Below are 18,506 nucleotides of genomic sequence, written 5' to 3'. Positions count from 1 at the left end.
GCACATGTAGACGGTGTGCTCGGCGGCGCGGCGGGTGATGCGCGTCGAGACCGAGGCCACGAACGGCGGGATCTCGGCCATGAACACACACTCGGGTCAGGGGCGCAGGCGGTACTCATACAGGTCGCGCGGTTCGCCCGGGCCGAAGTACTGCTCGTCGTGTCTGATGAACTCGAATCCGGCCTGTTTGAACAGATTCGAGGCCGGGAGATTGTCCGGGCGCACGGTCAGATATTCGACCTCGGCACCCAGTTCGCGGCTTCGCCGCAGGGCATGCTCGAGCAGTGCGCGACCGTAGCCGCGGCATTGGAACTGATTGGCCACGGCGAAGGTGAACAGCAGCGCGCGGCCGTTCTTCTCGAGTGTCAGCGCGTATCCGATCACGGCGTCGTCCAATTCCGCGACCAACCATTGCGATCCGTGCAAATCGAACAGCTGCCGCAGCATCAGATAACGGTACGGTTCGTCGAACACCTCGTCCTCGATGGCCGCAATGGCCTCGAGATCGGTGAATTCCGCCGGTCGATAGACCGGCTGCGAACCGTCGGTGATCTCCATGTTCTCCCTACCGCCAGGGCATCAGCCGTCCCGATTTCCAGCCTAGACCTCCCCCGACCAACCGGGTCAGTTTAGTCAGCCCTGCCGGCCCGTGTGTCCTCTCGCGGCGTATCGGTGCAGCGGCGGCGTTTTCGATGGCTGGTGTCGCACAGCGGATAGTTCTTCGATCGGCGGCACTGACACAGGGCCACGACGAAGCGATCGGACCTGATCACCGCTCCGTCATCGGTGACCAGCTCTACGGGCCCCTCGATCAGCGCGGGGCCGTCCTTGGTGAGCACGACCCGGCGGTGCTCAGGCTTGCGTTCGGTCGGCACGGACCACCACCAATTCCTCGTCTCGGCGGCCGGGCTCGATGAGTCCGGCCTCTTCCAGCCATGGTGCACGCTCGGTCATCACCGGTCCGAACGGCACCGTGGCACGGGCCACCACCGCGGCCTTGAGTCCGCCCGCACGCAGCAGGTTCAGTGTCAGGTCCGGATCGCAGACCTCGGAATGCACCACCAGGGCGACACCGCGCGGGTTCAACAACCGCGGCAGCATCAGGCACAGCCGATCGAGCACGATCCGCCCGTCGATCCCCGCATCCCACGCCCGGGCGGGGCCCGAGACGGGCAGACCGTGCGGTGAGGGCACGTAGGGCGGATTGGCGAGCACGACGTCGAAGCTGCGCTCGCCCAGGACCTCGGCGAAGTCGCCGCGCAGCAGCTCGAGCCGGACCCCGCGCAGCAGGCTGTTGACCCGGGCCGAGGCCAGCGCCGCCGCGGACACGTCGATCGCGGTCACCTGCCGCGCACCCGTCCTGGCGGCGTGGATGGCCACGGCCCCCGTTCCCGTACAAATGTCGAGCACGCTGCCGTCGCGCGGGATCGCCGCCGACCGCAGCGCTCTCACCAGCAGGTTCGTATCGGTTTGCGGCCGGTAGACACCCGGCGGGCGAAAGATGATCACGAACCCCGGATAACCGGAATGCCGACAGTTACTCCGACACTCCGGGGTGGCTACTCCGACAGGCCGGGTGAGCGCAGCGAGCTTCGGCCGCTACGCCAGCTGTCGTGCAGGATGTGCTGTTCGAGGCGGGTCTCGAGCAGATTGGTGGCCTGGATGCCGAAGACCACCGATTCGGTCAGCGCCGGGTCCTGGGCGAGCAGATCACCGATCACATCGCGCCGCATGACCTGTTCGTGGACCGCGTCGGCCTCGACGTGTTCGGCGTAGAAGAACACGCACGCCGGATCGGCCTCCAGCCGCCGCAGGGCCTCCACCATGCGCCGCGCCGCGGGCGGGGAGGTGATCTCGACCGTGGCGAAATGCCCGACGAGCGCGCCGCGGCGGCTGCGGTGCAGACCGAACAGCGACATCATGTTCACCAGCGCCAGCATCGGCGCGGGCACGACGTCGAGATAGTGCAGATACTCCGAATTCACTCCGGCGCCGTCGAGCAGATCGGCGAACAAACGCGCGTGGATGCGCTCGCCGCGCCCGCCACCGTATTCGTCGAATTCGACGGCCACCAGGGCGGCTTTGGCCTGGCCGCGCAGCCGCGGAATCACCCAGGCGTACGGGTCGGCCTCCTTGTGATGGTAGATCGAGCGGTGCACGAAATATTCGCGCATATGCCACCACTCGCCCTCGTCGCGCAGGAATTGTCCGATTCCGGTCGCCTCGATCGGTTCGACGAGTAGTTGCTCCAATTCCGCCGAGAGGTCGCTGCCGCCGGGCACATCGCGGCGCAGCGCCATCAGGAATCTGTCCTCGAGTTCGGCGCGCAGGGCGAGCAGGCCCGGATCCCATTCCCACCGCGGATCGACGCCGTCGAAACCGTGGTAGTGCAGTTCGTAACAGGTGTGCAGCGCCAGCTGCAGGTCCTCACCGTAGGGGTCGGCCTCGGCGACGGGCAGGTCCGGGAGTTCGGCCGTGCCGCCGCGCAGCAGATCCACGACCGCGCCCGACAGCTCCCCGCGCGGTCGGGGCAGCGCCTGCGCCACCAGAGCCGTCGAACCTGCCATCGTGCACCTCCGTCAGACGTCGTCCGGGCGAAGATCACCGGCCCGGTGCCCAGGCACTACCCCCGACGCCAGGCAGTTATGCCCCGATCTCGCGCACCTCGGCGGCGGCGGAAATACCGTCGAGAATCGTGCGTGCGACCAGCTCCGGCTCGTCGGACATCGGCACGTGCCCGCAGCCGGGCAGCGTCACCCACCGGGTGTGCGGGGGAAGTTCGTCGCGGAACTGACTGACACCCGGCAGCAGCATCAGGTCGTGGGTGCCGAATGCCACGGTGACCGGGACGTCGATATTCCGGCCGCCTTCGAACCGCAGCGACCGCGCGTGCCGCACAGCCAGCCGCAGGGCCCGCTCCGAGCGGTCCAGGTCCCGGATCATGCCGATGCCCGCACGCCTGGGGATGCGCTGCGGATGACGCGCGACCAATGCCAGACCCGCCCATCGGATCGGCGCCACGTGCAGGGCGGCACCGGCGATGCCGCGGGTGCACAGCCCGAACGCCATGGCCGCCTGGAACTGCGCGAACAGCAGATTCGGCATACCCGTGCCGCGCCACAGCCCGGCCGGTGCGACGGCCACCACCGAACTGGCCATCCCCCGCTTGGCGGCCTCCAGGGCGAACCAGCCACCCATGGAGTTACCGGCGAGATCCACCGGCCCGTCGAGCCCGAGCCGGTCGAATTCCTCGGCCAGCTGCCGCATCACCCAGTCCATGGTGAATTCGACGTCGTCGGGGAATGGCGTGTGCCCGAATCCCGGGAAGTCCAGGGCTATGACGCGCCGCTGTTCGGCCAGCCGGTCCAGTACCGGCAGCCAATTGCGCGCCGTCCCTCCGGCCCCGTGCAGCAGCACCAGCGGCCGCCCGGCCCCGCGCTCGATTCGATTCCATACGGTCATCGGCCAGCTCCTTCGATGGCATCCCGAGATCCCCGCGCACAACACGGGGCCACTCCAGCATGCCCGCGCAAGAGCACCGCGCGCCATGGGCGATCCGCCGCAACCGCGCGACCGTGCCCTGGTCGAGATCACAACAGTTCAGCTGTTCCTGAATACAGAATCTCCTGTATTATCTGTGCCGTGGAGACGTTGGTGCACCGGGACGCCCTGACCCGCTTCGGCCGGGCGCTGGCCGACCCCACGCGCGCGCAGATCCTGTTGCGGCTGCGCGCCGCGTCCGGGTATCCGGCCGAATTGGCCGATGAGATCGGGGTTTCGCGGCAGATCCTGTCCAATCACCTTGCCTGCCTACGAGGTTGCGGACTGGTGGTGGCGGTCCCGGAGGGGCGGCGCAGCCGCTACGAACTGGCCGATGCGCGCCTGGCGGCCGCGCTGGAGGATCTGCTGGGGCTGGTGCTCGAGGTGGATCCGGCATGCTGCCCGGCCGCCGAGACGGAAGAGTGCTGCTGAGATGTCACCGACCCTGCGGGCCGGGAATTCGAGCGAGCCCCGAAAGGCCGTGCTGGCGAGGCGGATTCGCCTGCTGGTAGCCGCCACCATCACCTACAACGTCATCGAGGCGGTCATCGCACTGACCGCCGGTACCCGCGCCTCGTCGACGGCGCTGATCGGGTTCGGTCTGGATTCGGTGATCGAGGTGTCGTCCGCGGCGGCGGTGGCGTGGCAATTCTCCGGGCGCGACCCCGAGGCGCGGGAACGGATCGCGCTGCGCATCATCGCGGTCTCGTTCTTCGCCCTGGCCGCCTACGTGACCGTCGATGCCGTCGGCGCCCTCCTGGGCGGCGGCGAGGCCCGTCACTCCCCCGTCGGGATCGGGTTGGCGACGGTCAGCCTGGTGGTGATGCCGGTGCTGTCCCGGGCCCAGCGGCGGGCGGGACGTGAGTTGGGTTCCTCCTCGGCGGTCGCCGATTCGAAGCAGACGCTGCTGTGCACCTACCTGTCGGCGGTCCTGCTGGGCGGACTGCTGCTCAACAGCCTGTTCGGCTGGTCGTGGGCCGACCCGATCGCCGCCCTCGTCATCGCCGCCGTCGCGGTGGTGGAGGGCCGCAACGCGTGGCGCGGCGATGCCTGCTGCCCGGCACCGGCCGCGCGGGCAACCGACGACGACGACTGCGACTGCTGCCACTGACCGCCGAGCGGCCGTGCGGCAGGATGTCCGGCGTGGGCAACGATCAGCACGCGCACTGGGAGCGCACCTATCGCGACCATCCCGGCATGTACGGTGAGCAGCCGTCGGAGGCGGCCAGGTATGCCGCGGAGGTCTTCGGGACCGCCGGCGCGCACGAGGTGCTCGAGCTCGGTGCCGGGCACGGCCGCGATGCGCTGTATCTGGCGCGCTGCGGATTTCGGGTGACTGCCGCCGATTTCAGCTCCGTCGGCCTGGACCAGTTGGTGCGGACCGCCACGCAGACCGGCGTGTCCGAGCGGGTGAGCGTGTTGGAACACGATGTGCGCCAACCGATTCCACTCCGCGACCGGTCCGTCGACGCCGTTTTCGCGCATATGCTGCTGTGCATGGCCCTGTCCACCCCGCAGATCCTCGCGCTGGTCGCCGAGATCCGGCGGGTGCTGCGTCCGGGCGGCACCTTCGTCTACACCGTCCGCCACACCGGCGACGCCCACTTCGGCACCGGCACCTCGCTGGGCGACGACATCTACGAACACGGTGGATTCGCGGTGCACTTCTTTTCGCGCGCCTTGGTCGACACAGTGGCCGATGGCTGGATTCCGACCGACCTGCACGCCTTCGAGGAGGGCGATCTCCCCCGCCGCCTCTGGCGCATCACCCAGACCCTGCCCACCGACGAAGGAAATTCACAGTGACGCTGTCCTATCCGCGGCAATCGACGTGCGACAGCCTGCTCTTCGGGAACGTGCTGATCACCCGCACCGAGCACAGCGTTGCGGTGCGGCTCGAGTCCGACGGGTCGACGGTGGTGACCATCGAACGAATCGGCCCGCGCACACGCAAGAGTGTGCCCATCGGAACGCGCGATCCGAAGTGCCTGACAGGTCGCGTGGGCGACCGCGAGATCCGTCTCCTCCCGGGCAGCGGCAGGGTCGTGAAACGCACCTACCGTGTCGTGGCCGAGGTCGGCGACCGGGTCCTCAGCCTGGGGCCGAAGGACATCGGAACATGCCGGTTCATCGAGGGCCACCCACACGAGACCGAAAAGCAGTTCGGCGAATTCACCGCCCACTCCGACGGCTCGATCGCGGTCGAATGGGCCGTGCCGGTGACGATCAAGGGACTCGGCACCACCGTGGTCCCGCCCGAACCGTCGGTGGAGGACGTGCTCATCGGTTATGCGCTCGCCGCGGCCTTCGGAACCGGCGCGCTGTCGCTGACCACCATCGTGCTGGGCCTGGTGTCGGCCGCGTTTCCCGGCTAGCCCGGTTCGTACGGCGAAGACCGACGAGGCGGAGCAGGACAAGCAGCCACACGATGCCCACCGCGGCCGCGAGCCCGGGACCATAGGCACGGTCGAGCACGGTCGGGTTCGTGGCCATCGCGCCTTCTCGACCCAGGACCGGGACGGCAACGAGGACGAGGGTGACGGTACAGACGCCGCCGTAGGCGAGGGGCGCCCACGATGCGGGTGGGAACAGCCGCTTGGCCGTGACACCGACGAGGGCGCACAGGGGTGCGAAAACGGCGTCGTGGATGAGGATTCCGCCGAGGAACCAGATCGCGACGGACCGCAGATCTGTCGGGTTCATGTCCAGGAGCTGGGCGATGCCGTATCCGGCGAGCCATATTCCGGCCGCCGCCAGCAGGATTCGCACGATCGTCATGGCGGTGCCTCGATCGAGGACAGCCATTTCGTCTGCAGCACACCGGGCCGGTTCGGCGCGATCAACCGGCACGGATAGCCGTGGTCGAGGTTCAGGTCCGCACCGTTGATGCGCAAGGCGATCAGCGTCGCGTCGTCGACGACGTGGCGCTGCGGCAGGACCGATCGCCGGTAGAGACCGCCGCGCTCGAGGGAGGTGAAACCGACATCGCCGCCGCGATAGTCGCCCACGGCGGCCAATAGGTCGCGCAGCCGCACCCCGGACCACCGGGCCGAGGCGCTCCACCCCTCGACGCAGGCGATCGGCAACTCCACCTCGGTCTGGGGCAAGGATTCCAGGTCGGCACGCGACAGGCCGCGGCTACGCCCACCGCAGGTGACGGTCAGTTCGTAGTCGGCGGCGCGGGCCTGCTCGGCGACGCCCGCGTCGGCAGCGGTCCGATTGATCGGAACGCCTTGCGGCCCTTGCCCACTGCGTGGCGCCAGGACGGCGAGCCAACGCAGGTACGGCACGGTCTGCCCGGCCATCGACAGCCCCGCCACCAGCGCACCCGCACCGGCGGCGACCAGCACCACCCGGCGCGACAATCCCGTGTTCTCGCCACGATCGCTGCTGGGCCTTGTCAGAACCGCCCGGACCACAGGAAGTTTCACCGCGAGATGAACCGCGAGAGCCCCCGCCGCAACGTAGGCCATGGCGTAATGGGTGGTGGTGAAGAAGAACCGCCACGGGTAGTACTGCGCAATATTGAACAGCCCGGTGACGAGCTGAACAGTCACCGAACCCACCAGCAGCGCAACCGATCCCCGCTCCAGCCACCGCAGCGGATTGCCGATCAGCGGCCGCGCGAACAACCGCGGATACACCGACCACAACTTCACCAGCAGCAGCGGAATCGCGACGACACCCGAAATCACGTGCGTCCCTTGCGTCACCCGATACAGCCACACCGGATGCGCGGGCCACACGAACCATCCGGGCGGGTGCTGAATCCAGTGACTGAGCAGTCCGGTCAGAAAACAGAGGATCACCGCGATACCCAGTGCGATCCCCACCCGGGCCGCGACATCCGGGCCGCGCGCCGCCGACAGTCGTCGTGTGATCCGGGTGGGCAGAGCCGAATTCGCTCTCTCGTCGTTCATTACGGTGTCACTCATGGGTGATGGCGGTCGCACGCGGCGGTAACCGGCACGGGCGCGACGATATTCATTGCAATACCCGCGCGCTGGGGAGTGGGAGACCCGCCACCGCGCGGGCGAAGCGGCCGGAGGATTCGGCGGCGACGGTCAGGGCGTCGTCATAGTGGTCCACGTCGGTGAGGACAGGCAGGTCGTGGACTCGGCACCCGCAGCGGGACAGCATCTTTCGGGTCAGCTGCCCGGTACGGTCGGTGGACATCGGCACCCCGGTGAGCAGGCGGGCGGGACGAGGGTCGGTCAGGCCCAGCGCCCACCAGCCGCCGTCGGCGGCCGGGCCGAGCGCGGCGTCGCCGTGGTCGGTGAGGACGGTCGCCGAACTCGCCAGCAGGGCAGGCCCGGCCTGCGGGGTGTCCATGCCGATCTGCAGGACCGGCAGGCCGAAACAGGCGGCATCGGCATGGGCATTGGCCAGCCGCTGCCCGAAGTCCTCTCCCCGCTGCGGCACCACCGTGAAATCGCCCAGCGCGACGGCGATATCGGCGGCGTACTCGGCGCGGGCGAGGTCACCGGTCCAGGCCACCACCCGCTCGCGCACCCCGCTGGACCGCACCGCCGCCAACGTGTCCAGCAGCGCGTCGGCAGCGAGCCGGGCGGCCGCGCCCGGCGAGAGCGGCGGGGTCAGGCGGGTCTTGGCGAAACCCGCGATCGGCGACTTCGCCACCACCAGGATGGTCGCGGGGATATCGGCGTTCATCGCACACTCCAGAAGTCGCGGGCGGCCCGGATGGTGCCGCGGATCGATCCCGAAACCTTCGATACCCCATGGGTTCTGGGCCGGTAGGTGATATCGCGCTCGACGATCCGCCACCCGCCGAGCGCGGCTTGCACCAGCAGCGCCAGCGGGTAACCCGACCGCGGGTGCAAGGGTCCGAGGGCACGCAGGCGCGACCGCCGGGTCACCCGCATCGCGGCCACATCGTGCACGGGTAGCCCGTAGCGGCGGCGCAGCCGATGGGCGACGAGCCGATTGCCCACTCGCGCATGCCACGGCCACGCGCCCCGACCGGCAGGGCGGCGACGGCCCACCACCATGTCGATGCCCGGGCCGAGTTCGGCCACCAGGCGCGGCAATTCCGCGGCGTCCATGGATCCGTCGCCGTCGAGGACGGCCACGATCTCGGTGCGCGCGGCATCCACTCCCGCCCGCACGGCGCTGCCGTATCCGGGGGTCGGTTCGGCCACGACGGTCGCCCCGGCCGACCGGGCCACGGCCGCCGTCGCATCGGTGGATCCGTTGTCCACCACGATCACCCGATACCCCGCGGGGATTGCCGAGAGTACGCCCGGCAACGCTCCGGCCTCGTCCCGGCACGGGATGACGACGGTAACGCCCGGTTCCTCGTCCGATTCGGTCACACCGATGACCGTAGAGCCGCCACACCGTTTTCGGTGTCAGGAAAACGGTGACAAAAGTATGACGAGAGCTGGACCGATGCTCATCTTGGCGGTCTCGTCGCGGCCGGGGGCCTAGGGTGGGACGCGTGCCGAACCTCTCCGCAACCGCCGCCCGGCGCGGCGTCACGAGCCGGGCCGACCTCTGCTGCGCGGCCGGAGCGTTATTGCTGATCGGTATCGCCATTCTGATTCCGCTAATTCGGGGCGAACAGTGGAGTCGCCGGTTGTATGCGGGCGCGGCGCCGCTGTTCGGCGTGTGGCTGCCGCATATCGGGTGTGGCACCGTCCCGGCCGTCGCCCTCGCGGTCGCCGTCGTCACGCAGGGCCCGTCCCTGGCCCGCCGGTTGCCTTGGCGCCGACTGCTGCTCGCCACTTGGGCAACCGCCGTCGGCTGGGCGTTCGCGCTGGCGATGGTCGACGGCTGGGGGCGCGGCTTCGCCGACCGGCTCACCAGCCGCGACGAGTACCTGCACGAGGTCGGCGGCGTCACCGATATCGCGGCCGTGCTGCGCGGATTCTCCGGCCGCATCCTGGATTTCCAGCCCGATTCCTGGACCACCCACGTCTCCGGACATCCGCCGGGCGCGCTGCTGACGTTCGTGCTGCTGGATCGCGCCGGGCTCGGCGGCGGCGCGTGGGCCGCGACGCTGTGCACGGTGGTCGGCGGCAGTGCGGCCGCCGCGGTGCTGGTGGCGCTGCGGGCGCTGGGGTCGGAGGAACGCGCCCGCGCCGCGGCGCCGTTCCTGGCGCTGGCCCCGGCGGCGATCTGGCTCGCGGTGTCGGCGGACGCCCTGTTCGCCGGGGTGACGGCATGGGCGGTGGCGCTGCTGGCGATGGCCACGCTACGGCAGCGGCACTGGGCCGCTTACGGTTTCGCGTCCGGGCTGCTGTTCGGGTTCGGGTTGTTCCTCAGCTACGGACTGGTGCTGATGGCGATTCCGGCGGCCGCGATCCTGCTCGCCCGGACCGTGCGGCCCGCGCTACCGGCGGCCGTCGGTGTCCTGCTGGTGGTCGCGGTGTTCACAGCAGCCGGGTTCTGGTGGTTCGACGGCTATCACCTTGTGGTGCAACGGTATTACCAGGGCATTGCCAGCGAACGGCCGTACTCGTACTGGGTGTGGGGCAATCTCGCCGCGATGATCTGCGCCGTCGGGCCCGCCACCGCGGCCGCCGCACACCGGATGGTGCGCGACCTACGACTGCCCACCATCCGCACGAAACCGTCGCAACCGCAGGCAACCGCCGCCCCTACGACCCCGCTCGCCACGACGAACGCGCCCCAACGCACGGCGCGCCACGACCTTCTGGTGCCCACCATCCACACGGGGCTGTCGCGGTGGCGGGCGGCCGTCGACCCGGCGGCCCTGCTCGCTTGCGCAGGCGCGCTGGCGATACTGGCGGCCGATCTCAGCGGGCTGAGCAAGGCGGAGACCGAACGGATCTGGTTGCCGTTCGTGGTCTGGCTGCTCGCCGCGACCGCCCTGCTCCCTGCGCGCGACGCCCGCCTCTGGCTCGGCGCGCAGGCGGTCGCGACCCTGCTGATCCAGCATCTTATCCTCACGAACTGGTGACCTCATGCGCATCCTCGTTGCCGACGACGACCCGGTGGTCCGCGACGTGGTCCGGCGCTATCTCGAACGCGACGGGCTCACGGTCGTCGAGACCGCCGACGGACCGGCGACGGCGGAAGTGTTGGCGCGCAACGATATCGCCCTCGCGATTCTCGATGTGATGATGCCGCCGCCGGACGGGATCGAGCTGTGCCGCGCGGTGCGGTCCGGTCCACATCCGGACACGCCGATCATCCTGCTGACCGCGCTCGGCGAGGAGGACGACCGCATCGTCGGACTGCAGGCCGGTGCCGACGACTACGTCACCAAGCCGTTCAGCCCCCGAGAGCTGGCGCTGCGGGTGGCGTCGGTGCTGCGCCGCGCGCATCCCGCTCCCGTCGGTGATGGCCCGCTGCGCGACGGCGAGATCGAACTGGACCGGGCCGCCCGCACGGTGCACGTCGCGTGCGCCGCGGTGGATCTGACCGCCCGCGAATTCGACCTGCTGGTGTTCCTGCTCGCCCACCCGCGCCGGGTGTACAGCCGCCAGGAACTGCTGGCGCAGGTCTGGGGCTGGGATTTCGGCGATCTGTCCACCGTTACCGTGCACATCAAGCGGCTGCGCGCCAAACTCGGTGGCGCGCACCGCATCGATACGGTGTGGGGCCGCGGATATGCCTGGGGGCGAAACGGTTCCGAGGAGTACGGCGATGCCGACTGATATGACCGGCGTGATCGGCTATGCGCTGGCCGGATCGCTGCCGGTGGTCGTGATCGGGGCATTGCTGCTGCGCTGGACCCGCAACCGCTCGCTGACCACCAGCACCGCCGTGCTGGTGCTGATCCCGACCCTGGCCACCCTCAGCGGGGTGATCGCGGTGAGCGGGCTGATGTTCACCGACGAATTGGCACGCACCGCAGTAGTTCTCGGCGTGGTCACCGCGATTACTGTTCCGGCGGCGGTCCTGCTCGGGCGCGCGCAGGCGCGCAGCACGGTGTGGGAGCGGGAGATGATCGAACAGGAGCGGGCCGCCGAACGCTCCCGGCGCGAGCTGATCGCCTGGGTCAGCCACGATCTGCGCACGCCGCTGGCCGGTATCCGGGCGATGGGTGAGGCGCTGGCCGACGGTGTGGTCGATCGGCCCGCCGATATCGAGCGGTACGCGAATCAGATCGTTCGGGAGACCCATCGGCTGGCGGCGATGGTGGACGATCTGTTCGAGATGTCGAAGATCAATTCCGGCGCCTTGGGACTCACCCTCGAACCGCTGGACCTACGCGAGCTGATCGATGAGGTGCTGGCCGCCAATCGTCCTACGGCCGCGCGGGCGCAGGTGACGCTCGCGGCGCACCAGCCGGGCCATCGGATCGTGGTCGCGGGGAGCGATCGAGCGTTGAGCCGCGTGCTGACCAACCTGGTCGCCAATGCGATAGCGCATACACCGGCGGGCGGGCGCATCGACATCTCGGCGGGCTCCGACGGCGGGCACGCCTGGGCGCGCGTCGACGACACCGGTCCCGGTATCGCCGAGACCGATCTGCCGCGGATCTTCGAGGTCGCCTATCGCGGTACGGCCGCGCGCACCCCGGTGGCCGACGATCTGGGCAGCAGCAGCGGTATGGGCCTGGCCATCGCCGCGGGCTTGATCGAGGCACATCACGGGATGATCAGGGCCGAAAACCGGGAGCGGGGTTGCCGTTTCGAGGTGCGGCTGCCACTGCTCGGTTGTTGAGGCCACTCAGCGCCACTCGGGCGCACCGGCTCCCGGCGTGGAACGCAATGGGGCCGTGGCGAATTCGGTGAGGCCCTGGGCCGGGGGGACGGCGGCGCGGAAACCGAGGTCTCGCTCGGCTCGCTCGGGGCTGGCGACGATATGCCGGACGTCACCGGCACGGTATTCGCCGGTCACCACCGGTTGCTTGCCATCGCTCGCCGCTGCCAGCACGGCGGCGACCTGGCCGATCGTGATCGGCTGTCCTGACGCGATATTGAGCGGGACGAACCGTGTCAATGGGCATTCGAGCGCCGCTACGTTAGCCGCGGCGATATCGCGCACGTGCACGAAATCGCGGGCCTGGCGGCCGTCTTCGAACACTCGCGGGGCCTCGCCGCGCTCGAGCGCGGACCGGAATATCGCGGCCACGCCGGAATAGGGTGTATCCCTGGGCATTCCGTCGCCGTACACGTTGTGGTAGCGCAACGCCGTCACCGTCGACCCGGTGGCGGTCGCCCACGCCCGGGCATAGTGCTCCTGGGCCACCTTGCCGGCGGCGTACAGGCTGCGGGGATCCAGGGCCGCCGCCTCATCGATCGGCGCCCAGGTGAGAACCTCGCCCGTCTGGGCTCGGTGGTCGAAGATGCCGCGGTCGAGGTCGTCGGGGCGACGGGGTTCGGGTATCACCGGCTCGCCCCGCGAATCGAGATATCGCCCTTCCCCGTACACCACCATCGACGACGCCAGCACGAGATGCCGCACCTTCGCCCGGTCCATGGCCGCGAGCAATACCGCGGTGCCGAGGTCGTTGTGGCTGGCATACGCGGGCGCATCCTGCGCGCTCACTCCGGCACCGACGACCGCGGCCTGATGGCACACCGCATCGACACCACGCAGGGACGGGTCGAGCGCAGCGGGATCGCGAACATCCACCCGCTCCACGCCATCCGGCGGCACAGCATCGGGTCCGTGCGCCGCCGCGAGCATCAGATCGACCGCTACGACCTCGTGCCCGGCCTCAACGAGCGCCCTGCGGATGTGCGAGCCGATGAACCCCGCGGCTCCGGTCAACAGAATTCGCATCTCCAGCCCTTCCCTGCGGCCGCACGGCCCGGCGTCGGTTCGTAGCAAGCGAGTCCTCACCACTCCACCACGCGTTGCCCCGCCTCGCGGTGAGGTGGCGCCAGCATGTCAGCGATTGGTCACACTTCGACCGACCGCATCCCCGAATGCAATGGAATATCACCAGCCCGTTCGGGGTTCGGGTTCGGTATGAAGCTCGGAATCAACACCTTTCTCACCGATGAGGGCATCGGCCCGGTGGCACTCGGCCGGGCGCTCGAGGAACGCGGGTTCGAATCGCTGTTCCTCGCCGAACATTCGCACATCCCGGCCAGCAGGAAGACGCCCTATCCGGGCGGGGGCGAACTGCCGCGGATCTACTACCGGACCCTGGATCCGTTCGTCGCACTGAGCGCGATCGCCGCGGTCACCGATCGCCTGATCCTCGGCACCGGGGTCACGCTGCTCATTCAGCGCGACATCATCCACACCGCCAAGGAAGTCGCCACCCTCGACCGAATCTCGGGCGGCCGAGCCGTCTTCGGGGTGGGCGCGGGTTGGAACCGCGAGGAAATGGCCAACCACGGCACCGATCCCCGCACCCGCGGCGCCCTGCTCGACGAACAACTCGAGGCGATCCGCAAGATCTGGACCGAGGACCTCGCCGAATACCACGGCCGCTTCATCGATTTCGATCCCATCTACGCCTGGCCCAAACCAATCCAGCAGCCCCATCCGCCGATCTTCATCGGCGGCGGCGAGGCCGCGGCCAAACGCGCGGTCCGCCACGGCGTCGGCTGGGTCCCCCTCGGCGTCCCCGACCCATCCGCAGTCCCCGCCCAAATCGCCCAACTGACCGATATCGGCGGAAAAGACCTCCCCATCACCGTCGGCGCCGCCGCCGACCCCGCCCTCCTCGACGCATACGCCGAGGCGGGTGTAGAACGAGCCACCTTGCCCCTGGACACCCTCCCCGAATCCGAAACCCTCCGCGAACTCGACAAACTCGCCGAACTGGCCGCCCGCTATCTCGGCTAGTCAGCCCGGCGGTCGCGGACGCGTCACCATGTGCCGGGACGCATGGCCTTCCAGCGCCCTGGCGATCGCCTCGGCGCCTTGTTCCGCGATGGCCAAACCCGTTCCCAGATATGCCTCGAAGGCTGCGGTGCCGTCGCCCAGTAGCAGGCCGGACACCTTCTGGCGGTTGGCGACGTGGAGCAGCACCGCGTTGTCAGCGGGGTCGGTATCGGTACCGAGAAGTTTGTCGTAGCGCCACTCCCGGGTTGTCTTCCGTCCCTTGAAGACGACCCGGGCGGTGGTGACAATGACCTGCCCCTGATCGATCGGGGTCTGCAGTTCGGGGCCCGGGATGTATTGGCCTCGGCTGGACCCGGCCCGATACCAGAGCCCCTTCATCACGCGGACGCTGACGCCGGACGACCGGCCCACGTAGTAACCGCGCTGCCGCCGCGGTTCGATCAGCATGGCGTCGATGGCCCACAGCGCCGACTCCTTGGCCTTCAGCAGAAGTCCGTACGCCGAGCCACCCTGATTCCAGATGGCGGCGGTCGCCGCGCAGACCATCTCGTCGAGGAGATCCTGCTCGGCCTGCCAACGCGCCAACCCTGCGGCGTAGTCCTGCTGCGCCTGGGCCAGCGCCTGCTGGTATCGCTTCTCCTGCTGCCTCGATTCGCGACGAGCTCGCCAACCTCCTTTGCGGGTCGCGCCCGCTCGGTCCTCCACGGCGACCACCTCGTCGCCCGCCGGGATCCACCACTGCCAGTCGGGCGGAGGCGGCGGCCACGACGGATCCGGTTGCCATCCGTCGGGCGGCACGAACCCGTCCGGTACCGGCCATTCCGGAGGAGGATTGAATCGCCAGGACATCGCGGCTCCCCTCGATCTCTCCCGCACCCATCGACTACATCCTGGCAGGTCGCCACCCGCCGAAACCCGTTTCTCACCGACCACTACCGCTGGGAGAAGAAGCTGCAGTTCGTTCGGTCGTCAGTCCGCTTTGATGCCTACTGCCCCGACATAATTCGCCCGGCGGGCGACGTCGGCGCTGACCGGGGTCTCCGGGCGCCACAGGTCCAGGGGGACGACCCCGGGGTCCAGCAGGGTGTATCCCTGCATCAGCGCGGCGACGTCGTCGATTGTTTTGAAGACGGCGTTGGGTGTGTTGGTTCGGCGCATGACCGACAGGACCTGTTCCTGCTGTTCGGCGGTGAGCGTCAGGGCTACCGCGTGCGAAATGCCCAATGCGCTGCCCGCGCAACACGCATTGCGGTAGCGGGCCATCAGCGCGGCCGGATCGACGTCCTCGAGCAGGTCCAGGACGGCCATCGCCAGGATCGCGACCGGACGGGTGAAGTCGAGCAGACCGGACACACCCGGTGCCTCGAGCACGCTGTCGACATCGCGGAAATCCGCCCAGGTCATGGTGACCTGTGGCTGGTCGGCCAGGACCTTGTGCGCATAGCCGACGGCGACCTGCTCCCGCTCCACATACGCGACCCGAGCATTCGGGTTGTGCCGCAACGCAATCTCGTGGGGATTGCCGACGGTTGGCGCCCCGGAACCGAGGTCGAGAAACTGATCGATACCCAGGTCACAAAGCGTCGCCACGGCGCGGCCAACGAACGACCGGTTGGCACGCGCCCAGCCCCGGCTCCCGGGCATGTCGGGAGGGATCGCGTCGGCGGCCTGCCGATCGACCTCGAAATTGGCACCCCCGCCCAGCACATAGTCGTACATCCGCGCGATGTTCGGCGTACTCAGGTCGATCGGTTCATCCAGCTCGCGCCCGAACTCCATACTGCCGCCTTCCTCGAAGCACTTGTCCACCAACTCGATTGAAACAGGTGCGCCGAACATCGTGCAGCACAAGTGGTTCCGGTCAGCGGGACGGCCCCCGTCGACGGCCCTCACGGTTCCGGCCGAAAGCAGGCCGGAACCATGAGGATGGGTAGGAAACTCCGAGGATCAGGCCAGTTTCAGTGAACGGCCGATGATCTCCTTCATGATCTCGGTGGTGCCCCCGTAGATGGTCTGGACGCGGGCGTCCATGTAGGCCTTGGCGATCGGGTATTCGCGCATGTAGCCGTAGCCGCCGTGGAGTTGGAGGCATTTGGTGATCAGATCGAGTTCTTCCTCGGTGCTCCACCACTTGGCCATGGCGGCCTCTTCGGCGGTGAGCTTGCCCTCGTTGAGCAGTTCGATGCAGCGGTCGACGAAGACACGCACCGCGGTGGTCTTGGTGGCCAGCTCCGCCAGGACGAAGCGAGTGTTCTGCTGGGCGCCGATGGGTTTGCCGAATGCCTTGCGGTCGCGGACGTACTGGATGGTCATCTCCAGGCAGCCCTCCATGGCGGCGGCGGCCATGACGGCGATCGACAGGCGCTCCTGCGGAAGGTTCTGCATCAGGTGGATGAAGCCCTTGCCCTCCTCCCCCAGCAGGTTCCGGCCGGGCACGCGCACGTCGGTGAAGCTGAGCTCGGCGGTGTCCTGGGCCTTCAGACCGATCTTGTCCAGATTGCGGCCACGCTCGAAACCGGGCATGCCGCGCTCGACCACCAGCAGCGAGAAACCCATCGCCCCCTTCTCCGGATCGGTCTGGGCGACCACGATCACGAGATCGGAGTTGATGCCGTTGGTGATGAAGGTCTTGGCGCCGTTGAGGATCCAGTCGTCGCCGTCGCGGACCGCGCGGGTCTTGATGCCCTGCAGATCCGAGCCCGTCCCGGGTTCGGTCATGGCGATCGCGGTGATGATCTCCCCGGAACAGAAACCGGGCAGCCAGCGCTTTTTCTGCTCCTCGTTGGCCAACTCCAGCAGATACGGCGCGATGACGTCGTTGTGCAAACCGAATCCCAGCCCCGAGTACTGGCCCCGGGTGGTCTCCTCGGTGACGACGGCGTTGTAGCGGAAATCCTTCACACCCCCGCCGCCGAACTCCTCCGGCACCGCCATGCCGAGGAAGCCCTGCTTGCCTGCCTCCAGCCACACGTCCCGGTCGACGACGCCCTGCTCTTCCCACTTCGCGTGATTGGGCGCGACATGCTGGGAGAGAAACTTGCGGAAAGACTCCCGAAACAGCTCGTGTTCGGGTTCGAAAAGGGTGCGCTCCACGCCAACCTCCTAGTGACCTCATCGGCACACTGCCTGTGCCCAATACGGTACCCGGAAGTCGAATGGCGGTTCACTTCAGACCCTGTAAAACTGCCCCACCTGCGCGTCCGCGTGGTAGGCCGACGCCATTGTCGACCTGAACGCCGGTAAACCCAGGCAAACAACGCCCAGGGCAAGCCCAGGCAAACAACGCCCAGGGCAAGCCCCGCACCTACAGGCCGACGGCCCCGCGCACCCGCCCCCACAGCGTGCGACCGGAGTCGCGTTCGCGCTCGTCGAGCAGGAATTTCAGCTCCTCCTCGAGCGCCTTGCGGACCACCGCCTGCAATTCGGCGGCGGCCTCGTCCAGATCATCCGCATCGCGCCACGGCGTGGTCTCGATCGGCGCGCCGACCGAGTAGTAGAACCGCTCCGGACGCGGGATCCAGGTCGGGCCGAGACCGCGCATCAGCGGCGGAGTGAGTTCGCGGCGGATTCCCAGCGCCTCGACCGTCCAGCGCAGCGGACTCATCACCGGATGATCGCCGTCGAAGACGACATCGAACACATCGTCGGCGCCGATCATGGCCACCGGCAGGATCGGCGCCCCGGCCTCGATGGCCATGCGGGCGAATCCGGTGCGGCCCTCCCACTTGAGCACGTACTTCTCCCCCTTGCGGCGCATGGCCTCGCGGCCGCCGCCGGGGAAGACGATCACCGCCTCGCCATTGGCCAGCAATGCCCGGCAGTTGTCGCGATTGCCGCGCACACTGCCCATGCGATGCACCAGATCCCGCACCGGCGGCACCCGCATCAGCACGTTCTCGGCGAGCCCGCGCACCAGACGGCCTCGCCGGAGCAGGATCTCGTGCACCAGCAGGGGCGCGTCGACACCTCCGAGCAGAGTGTGGTTGCCGACCAGCAATACCGGGCCCTCGTCGGGAATGTTGTCCAGCCCGTAGAAGCGCGGACTGGTCCAGGCCCGCACCGGCGCGGTCAGCGCATCGGCCAGCAGCCGGTCGAGATCCCCCCATCGAATGTGTAACGGCGCCCCGTCGCTGAGTTCGAGATCGGTTGGAGTGGAATCATTTCCAGACAAGAGCACCCTCCCTGCAGTCGTTTTCGATAACGCCATGGTAACGAAAACGGCTGCGGGG

At 68.6% G+C, this 18,506-nt stretch carries 21 protein-coding genes; 8 read left to right on the top strand and 13 right to left on the bottom strand.

Features of this window, described 5'->3' with window-relative positions:
- Window positions 1-96: 96 nt before the first annotated feature.
- The 5 genes from IU452_RS13980 to IU452_RS13960 form a co-directional block, all read right to left on the bottom strand.
- Window positions 97-558 carry a GNAT family N-acetyltransferase gene (locus IU452_RS13980; RefSeq protein WP_195109420.1) on the bottom strand — a complete coding sequence of 154 codons (462 nt, stop codon included), beginning with the start codon at window positions 556-558 and terminating at the stop codon, window positions 97-99.
- 71 nt (window positions 559-629) lie between these two features.
- Window positions 630-875, bottom strand: coding sequence for a CDGSH iron-sulfur domain-containing protein (locus IU452_RS13975; RefSeq protein ID WP_195109419.1), 246 nt, complete (start codon window positions 873-875; stop codon window positions 630-632).
- Window positions 853-1,509, bottom strand: coding sequence for a HemK2/MTQ2 family protein methyltransferase (locus IU452_RS13970; RefSeq protein WP_195109418.1), 657 nt, complete (start codon window positions 1,507-1,509; stop codon window positions 853-855). Before IU452_RS13970 ends, IU452_RS13975 begins: the two co-directional genes overlap by 23 nt.
- A 50-nt stretch (window positions 1,510-1,559) precedes the next feature.
- On the bottom strand, window positions 1,560-2,567 hold the full coding sequence (locus tag IU452_RS13965; RefSeq protein ID WP_195109417.1) for an iron-containing redox enzyme family protein: 1,008 nt from the start codon (window positions 2,565-2,567) through the stop codon (window positions 1,560-1,562).
- A 76-nt stretch (window positions 2,568-2,643) separates the two neighbouring features.
- Window positions 2,644-3,462 (bottom strand): alpha/beta fold hydrolase, encoded by an 819-nt coding sequence (locus tag IU452_RS13960; protein WP_195109416.1) that lies wholly within the window; start codon window positions 3,460-3,462, stop codon window positions 2,644-2,646.
- 180 nt (window positions 3,463-3,642) lie between these two features.
- On the opposite strand from IU452_RS13960, the gene IU452_RS13955 reads away from it, so the two are divergent.
- Genes IU452_RS13955 through IU452_RS13940 form a run of 4 tightly spaced genes read left to right on the top strand, consistent with a single transcriptional unit; the run spans window position 3,643 to window position 5,915 of the window.
- The gene (locus IU452_RS13955) at window positions 3,643-3,972 is read left to right on the top strand and encodes an ArsR/SmtB family transcription factor (protein WP_195109415.1); all 330 of its coding nucleotides are present in this window, start codon (window positions 3,643-3,645) and stop codon (window positions 3,970-3,972) included.
- 1 nt (window position 3,973) lies between these two features.
- Window positions 3,974-4,651 (top strand): cation transporter, encoded by a 678-nt coding sequence (locus tag IU452_RS13950; RefSeq protein WP_195109414.1) that lies wholly within the window; start codon window positions 3,974-3,976, stop codon window positions 4,649-4,651.
- The gene (locus IU452_RS13945) at window positions 4,576-5,346 is read left to right on the top strand and encodes a class I SAM-dependent methyltransferase (RefSeq protein WP_324192605.1); all 771 of its coding nucleotides are present in this window, start codon (window positions 4,576-4,578) and stop codon (window positions 5,344-5,346) included. Before IU452_RS13950 ends, IU452_RS13945 begins: the two co-directional genes overlap by 76 nt.
- Window positions 5,343-5,915 carry a hypothetical protein gene (locus IU452_RS13940; protein WP_195109413.1) on the top strand — a complete coding sequence of 191 codons (573 nt, stop codon included), beginning with the start codon at window positions 5,343-5,345 and terminating at the stop codon, window positions 5,913-5,915. Before IU452_RS13945 ends, IU452_RS13940 begins: the two co-directional genes overlap by 4 nt.
- 399 nt (window positions 5,916-6,314) lie before the next feature.
- Here IU452_RS13940 and IU452_RS13935 read toward each other — a convergent pair whose 3' ends face one another.
- Genes IU452_RS13935 through IU452_RS13925 form a run of 3 tightly spaced genes read right to left on the bottom strand, consistent with a single transcriptional unit; the run spans window position 6,315 to window position 8,873 of the window.
- Window positions 6,315-7,475: a molybdopterin-dependent oxidoreductase gene (locus tag IU452_RS13935; RefSeq protein WP_228817533.1), complete on the bottom strand. Its 1,161-nt coding sequence runs from the start codon at window positions 7,473-7,475 to the stop codon at window positions 6,315-6,317.
- Between the two features lie 49 nt (window positions 7,476-7,524).
- Window positions 7,525-8,211, bottom strand: a complete 687-nt coding sequence (locus IU452_RS13930) for a TIGR04282 family arsenosugar biosynthesis glycosyltransferase (protein ID WP_195109412.1) — start codon at window positions 8,209-8,211, stop codon at window positions 7,525-7,527.
- Entirely contained in the window at window positions 8,208-8,873 is a 666-nt protein-coding gene (locus tag IU452_RS13925) for a glycosyltransferase family 2 protein (RefSeq protein WP_195109411.1), read from the bottom strand. The genes IU452_RS13930 and IU452_RS13925 overlap by 4 nt, the downstream gene beginning before the upstream one ends.
- A 125-nt stretch (window positions 8,874-8,998) precedes the next feature.
- Between IU452_RS13925 and IU452_RS38150 the strand changes: the two genes are divergently transcribed.
- The 3 genes from IU452_RS38150 to IU452_RS13910 are packed head-to-tail and all read left to right on the top strand — an operon-like array spanning window position 8,999 to window position 12,195.
- Window positions 8,999-10,483, top strand: a complete 1,485-nt coding sequence (locus IU452_RS38150; RefSeq protein WP_416382312.1) for a hypothetical protein — start codon at window positions 8,999-9,001, stop codon at window positions 10,481-10,483.
- Between the two features lie 4 nt (window positions 10,484-10,487).
- Window positions 10,488-11,183, top strand: coding sequence for a response regulator transcription factor (locus IU452_RS13915; protein ID WP_195109410.1), 696 nt, complete (start codon window positions 10,488-10,490; stop codon window positions 11,181-11,183).
- Window positions 11,173-12,195, top strand: a complete 1,023-nt coding sequence (locus IU452_RS13910; RefSeq protein ID WP_195109409.1) for a sensor histidine kinase — start codon at window positions 11,173-11,175, stop codon at window positions 12,193-12,195. The genes IU452_RS13915 and IU452_RS13910 overlap by 11 nt, the downstream gene beginning before the upstream one ends.
- 6 nt (window positions 12,196-12,201) lie before the next feature.
- Here IU452_RS13910 and IU452_RS13905 read toward each other — a convergent pair whose 3' ends face one another.
- Window positions 12,202-13,260, bottom strand: coding sequence for an NAD-dependent epimerase/dehydratase family protein (locus IU452_RS13905; protein WP_195109408.1), 1,059 nt, complete (start codon window positions 13,258-13,260; stop codon window positions 12,202-12,204).
- Window positions 13,261-13,449: 189 nt separating this feature from the next.
- On the opposite strand from IU452_RS13905, the gene IU452_RS13900 reads away from it, so the two are divergent.
- Window positions 13,450-14,277 (top strand): LLM class F420-dependent oxidoreductase, encoded by an 828-nt coding sequence (locus IU452_RS13900; RefSeq protein WP_195109407.1) that lies wholly within the window; start codon window positions 13,450-13,452, stop codon window positions 14,275-14,277.
- On the opposite strand, the gene IU452_RS38145 is transcribed toward IU452_RS13900, so the two are convergent.
- The 4 genes from IU452_RS38145 to IU452_RS13880 form a co-directional block, all read right to left on the bottom strand.
- Window positions 14,278-15,126, bottom strand: a complete 849-nt coding sequence (locus IU452_RS38145; RefSeq protein WP_228817531.1) for a hypothetical protein — start codon at window positions 15,124-15,126, stop codon at window positions 14,278-14,280.
- A 120-nt stretch (window positions 15,127-15,246) separates the two neighbouring features.
- On the bottom strand, window positions 15,247-16,056 hold the full coding sequence (locus IU452_RS13890) for an SAM-dependent methyltransferase (RefSeq protein ID WP_195109406.1): 810 nt from the start codon (window positions 16,054-16,056) through the stop codon (window positions 15,247-15,249).
- A 168-nt stretch (window positions 16,057-16,224) separates the two neighbouring features.
- A complete protein-coding gene (locus IU452_RS13885) occupies window positions 16,225-17,370 on the bottom strand; it encodes an acyl-CoA dehydrogenase family protein (protein ID WP_195109405.1) in 1,146 nt (381 codons plus the stop codon).
- Window positions 17,371-17,581: 211 nt separating this feature from the next.
- Window positions 17,582-18,448, bottom strand: a complete 867-nt coding sequence (locus IU452_RS13880) for a lysophospholipid acyltransferase family protein (protein WP_228817529.1) — start codon at window positions 18,446-18,448, stop codon at window positions 17,582-17,584.
- Window positions 18,449-18,506: the final 58 nt, after the last annotated feature.

The organism is Nocardia transvalensis, assembly GCF_015477765.1.
GTDB classification, from domain to species: Bacteria; Actinomycetota; Actinomycetes; order Mycobacteriales; family Mycobacteriaceae; genus Nocardia; species Nocardia transvalensis_A.
This window is presented reverse-complemented; position numbering and strand designations above follow the sequence as displayed.

What these genes read in the sequence shown, in the direction of transcription:
- IU452_RS38145 (WP_228817531.1), bottom strand. Translation starts at nt 15,126, where the DNA reads ATGTCCTGGCGATTCAATCCTCCTCCGGAATGGCCGGTACCGGACGGG.
- IU452_RS13910 (WP_195109409.1), top strand. Translation starts at nt 11,173, where the DNA reads ATGCCGACTGATATGACCGGCGTGATCGGCTATGCGCTGGCCGGATCG.
- IU452_RS13890 (WP_195109406.1), bottom strand. Translation starts at nt 16,056, where the DNA reads ATGGAGTTCGGGCGCGAGCTGGATGAACCGATCGACCTGAGTACGCCG.
- IU452_RS13930 (WP_195109412.1), bottom strand. Translation starts at nt 8,211, where the DNA reads ATGAACGCCGATATCCCCGCGACCATCCTGGTGGTGGCGAAGTCGCCG.
- IU452_RS13950 (WP_195109414.1), top strand. Translation starts at nt 3,974, where the DNA reads ATGTCACCGACCCTGCGGGCCGGGAATTCGAGCGAGCCCCGAAAGGCC.
- IU452_RS13915 (WP_195109410.1), top strand. Translation starts at nt 10,488, where the DNA reads ATGCGCATCCTCGTTGCCGACGACGACCCGGTGGTCCGCGACGTGGTC.
- IU452_RS13905 (WP_195109408.1), bottom strand. Translation starts at nt 13,260, where the DNA reads ATGCGAATTCTGTTGACCGGAGCCGCGGGGTTCATCGGCTCGCACATC.
- IU452_RS13900 (WP_195109407.1), top strand. Translation starts at nt 13,450, where the DNA reads ATGAAGCTCGGAATCAACACCTTTCTCACCGATGAGGGCATCGGCCCG.
- IU452_RS13960 (WP_195109416.1), bottom strand. Translation starts at nt 3,462, where the DNA reads ATGACCGTATGGAATCGAATCGAGCGCGGGGCCGGGCGGCCGCTGGTG.
- IU452_RS13935 (WP_228817533.1), bottom strand. Translation starts at nt 7,475, where the DNA reads ATGAGTGACACCGTAATGAACGACGAGAGAGCGAATTCGGCTCTGCCC.
- IU452_RS13965 (WP_195109417.1), bottom strand. Translation starts at nt 2,567, where the DNA reads ATGGCAGGTTCGACGGCTCTGGTGGCGCAGGCGCTGCCCCGACCGCGC.
- IU452_RS13980 (WP_195109420.1), bottom strand. Translation starts at nt 558, where the DNA reads ATGGAGATCACCGACGGTTCGCAGCCGGTCTATCGACCGGCGGAATTC.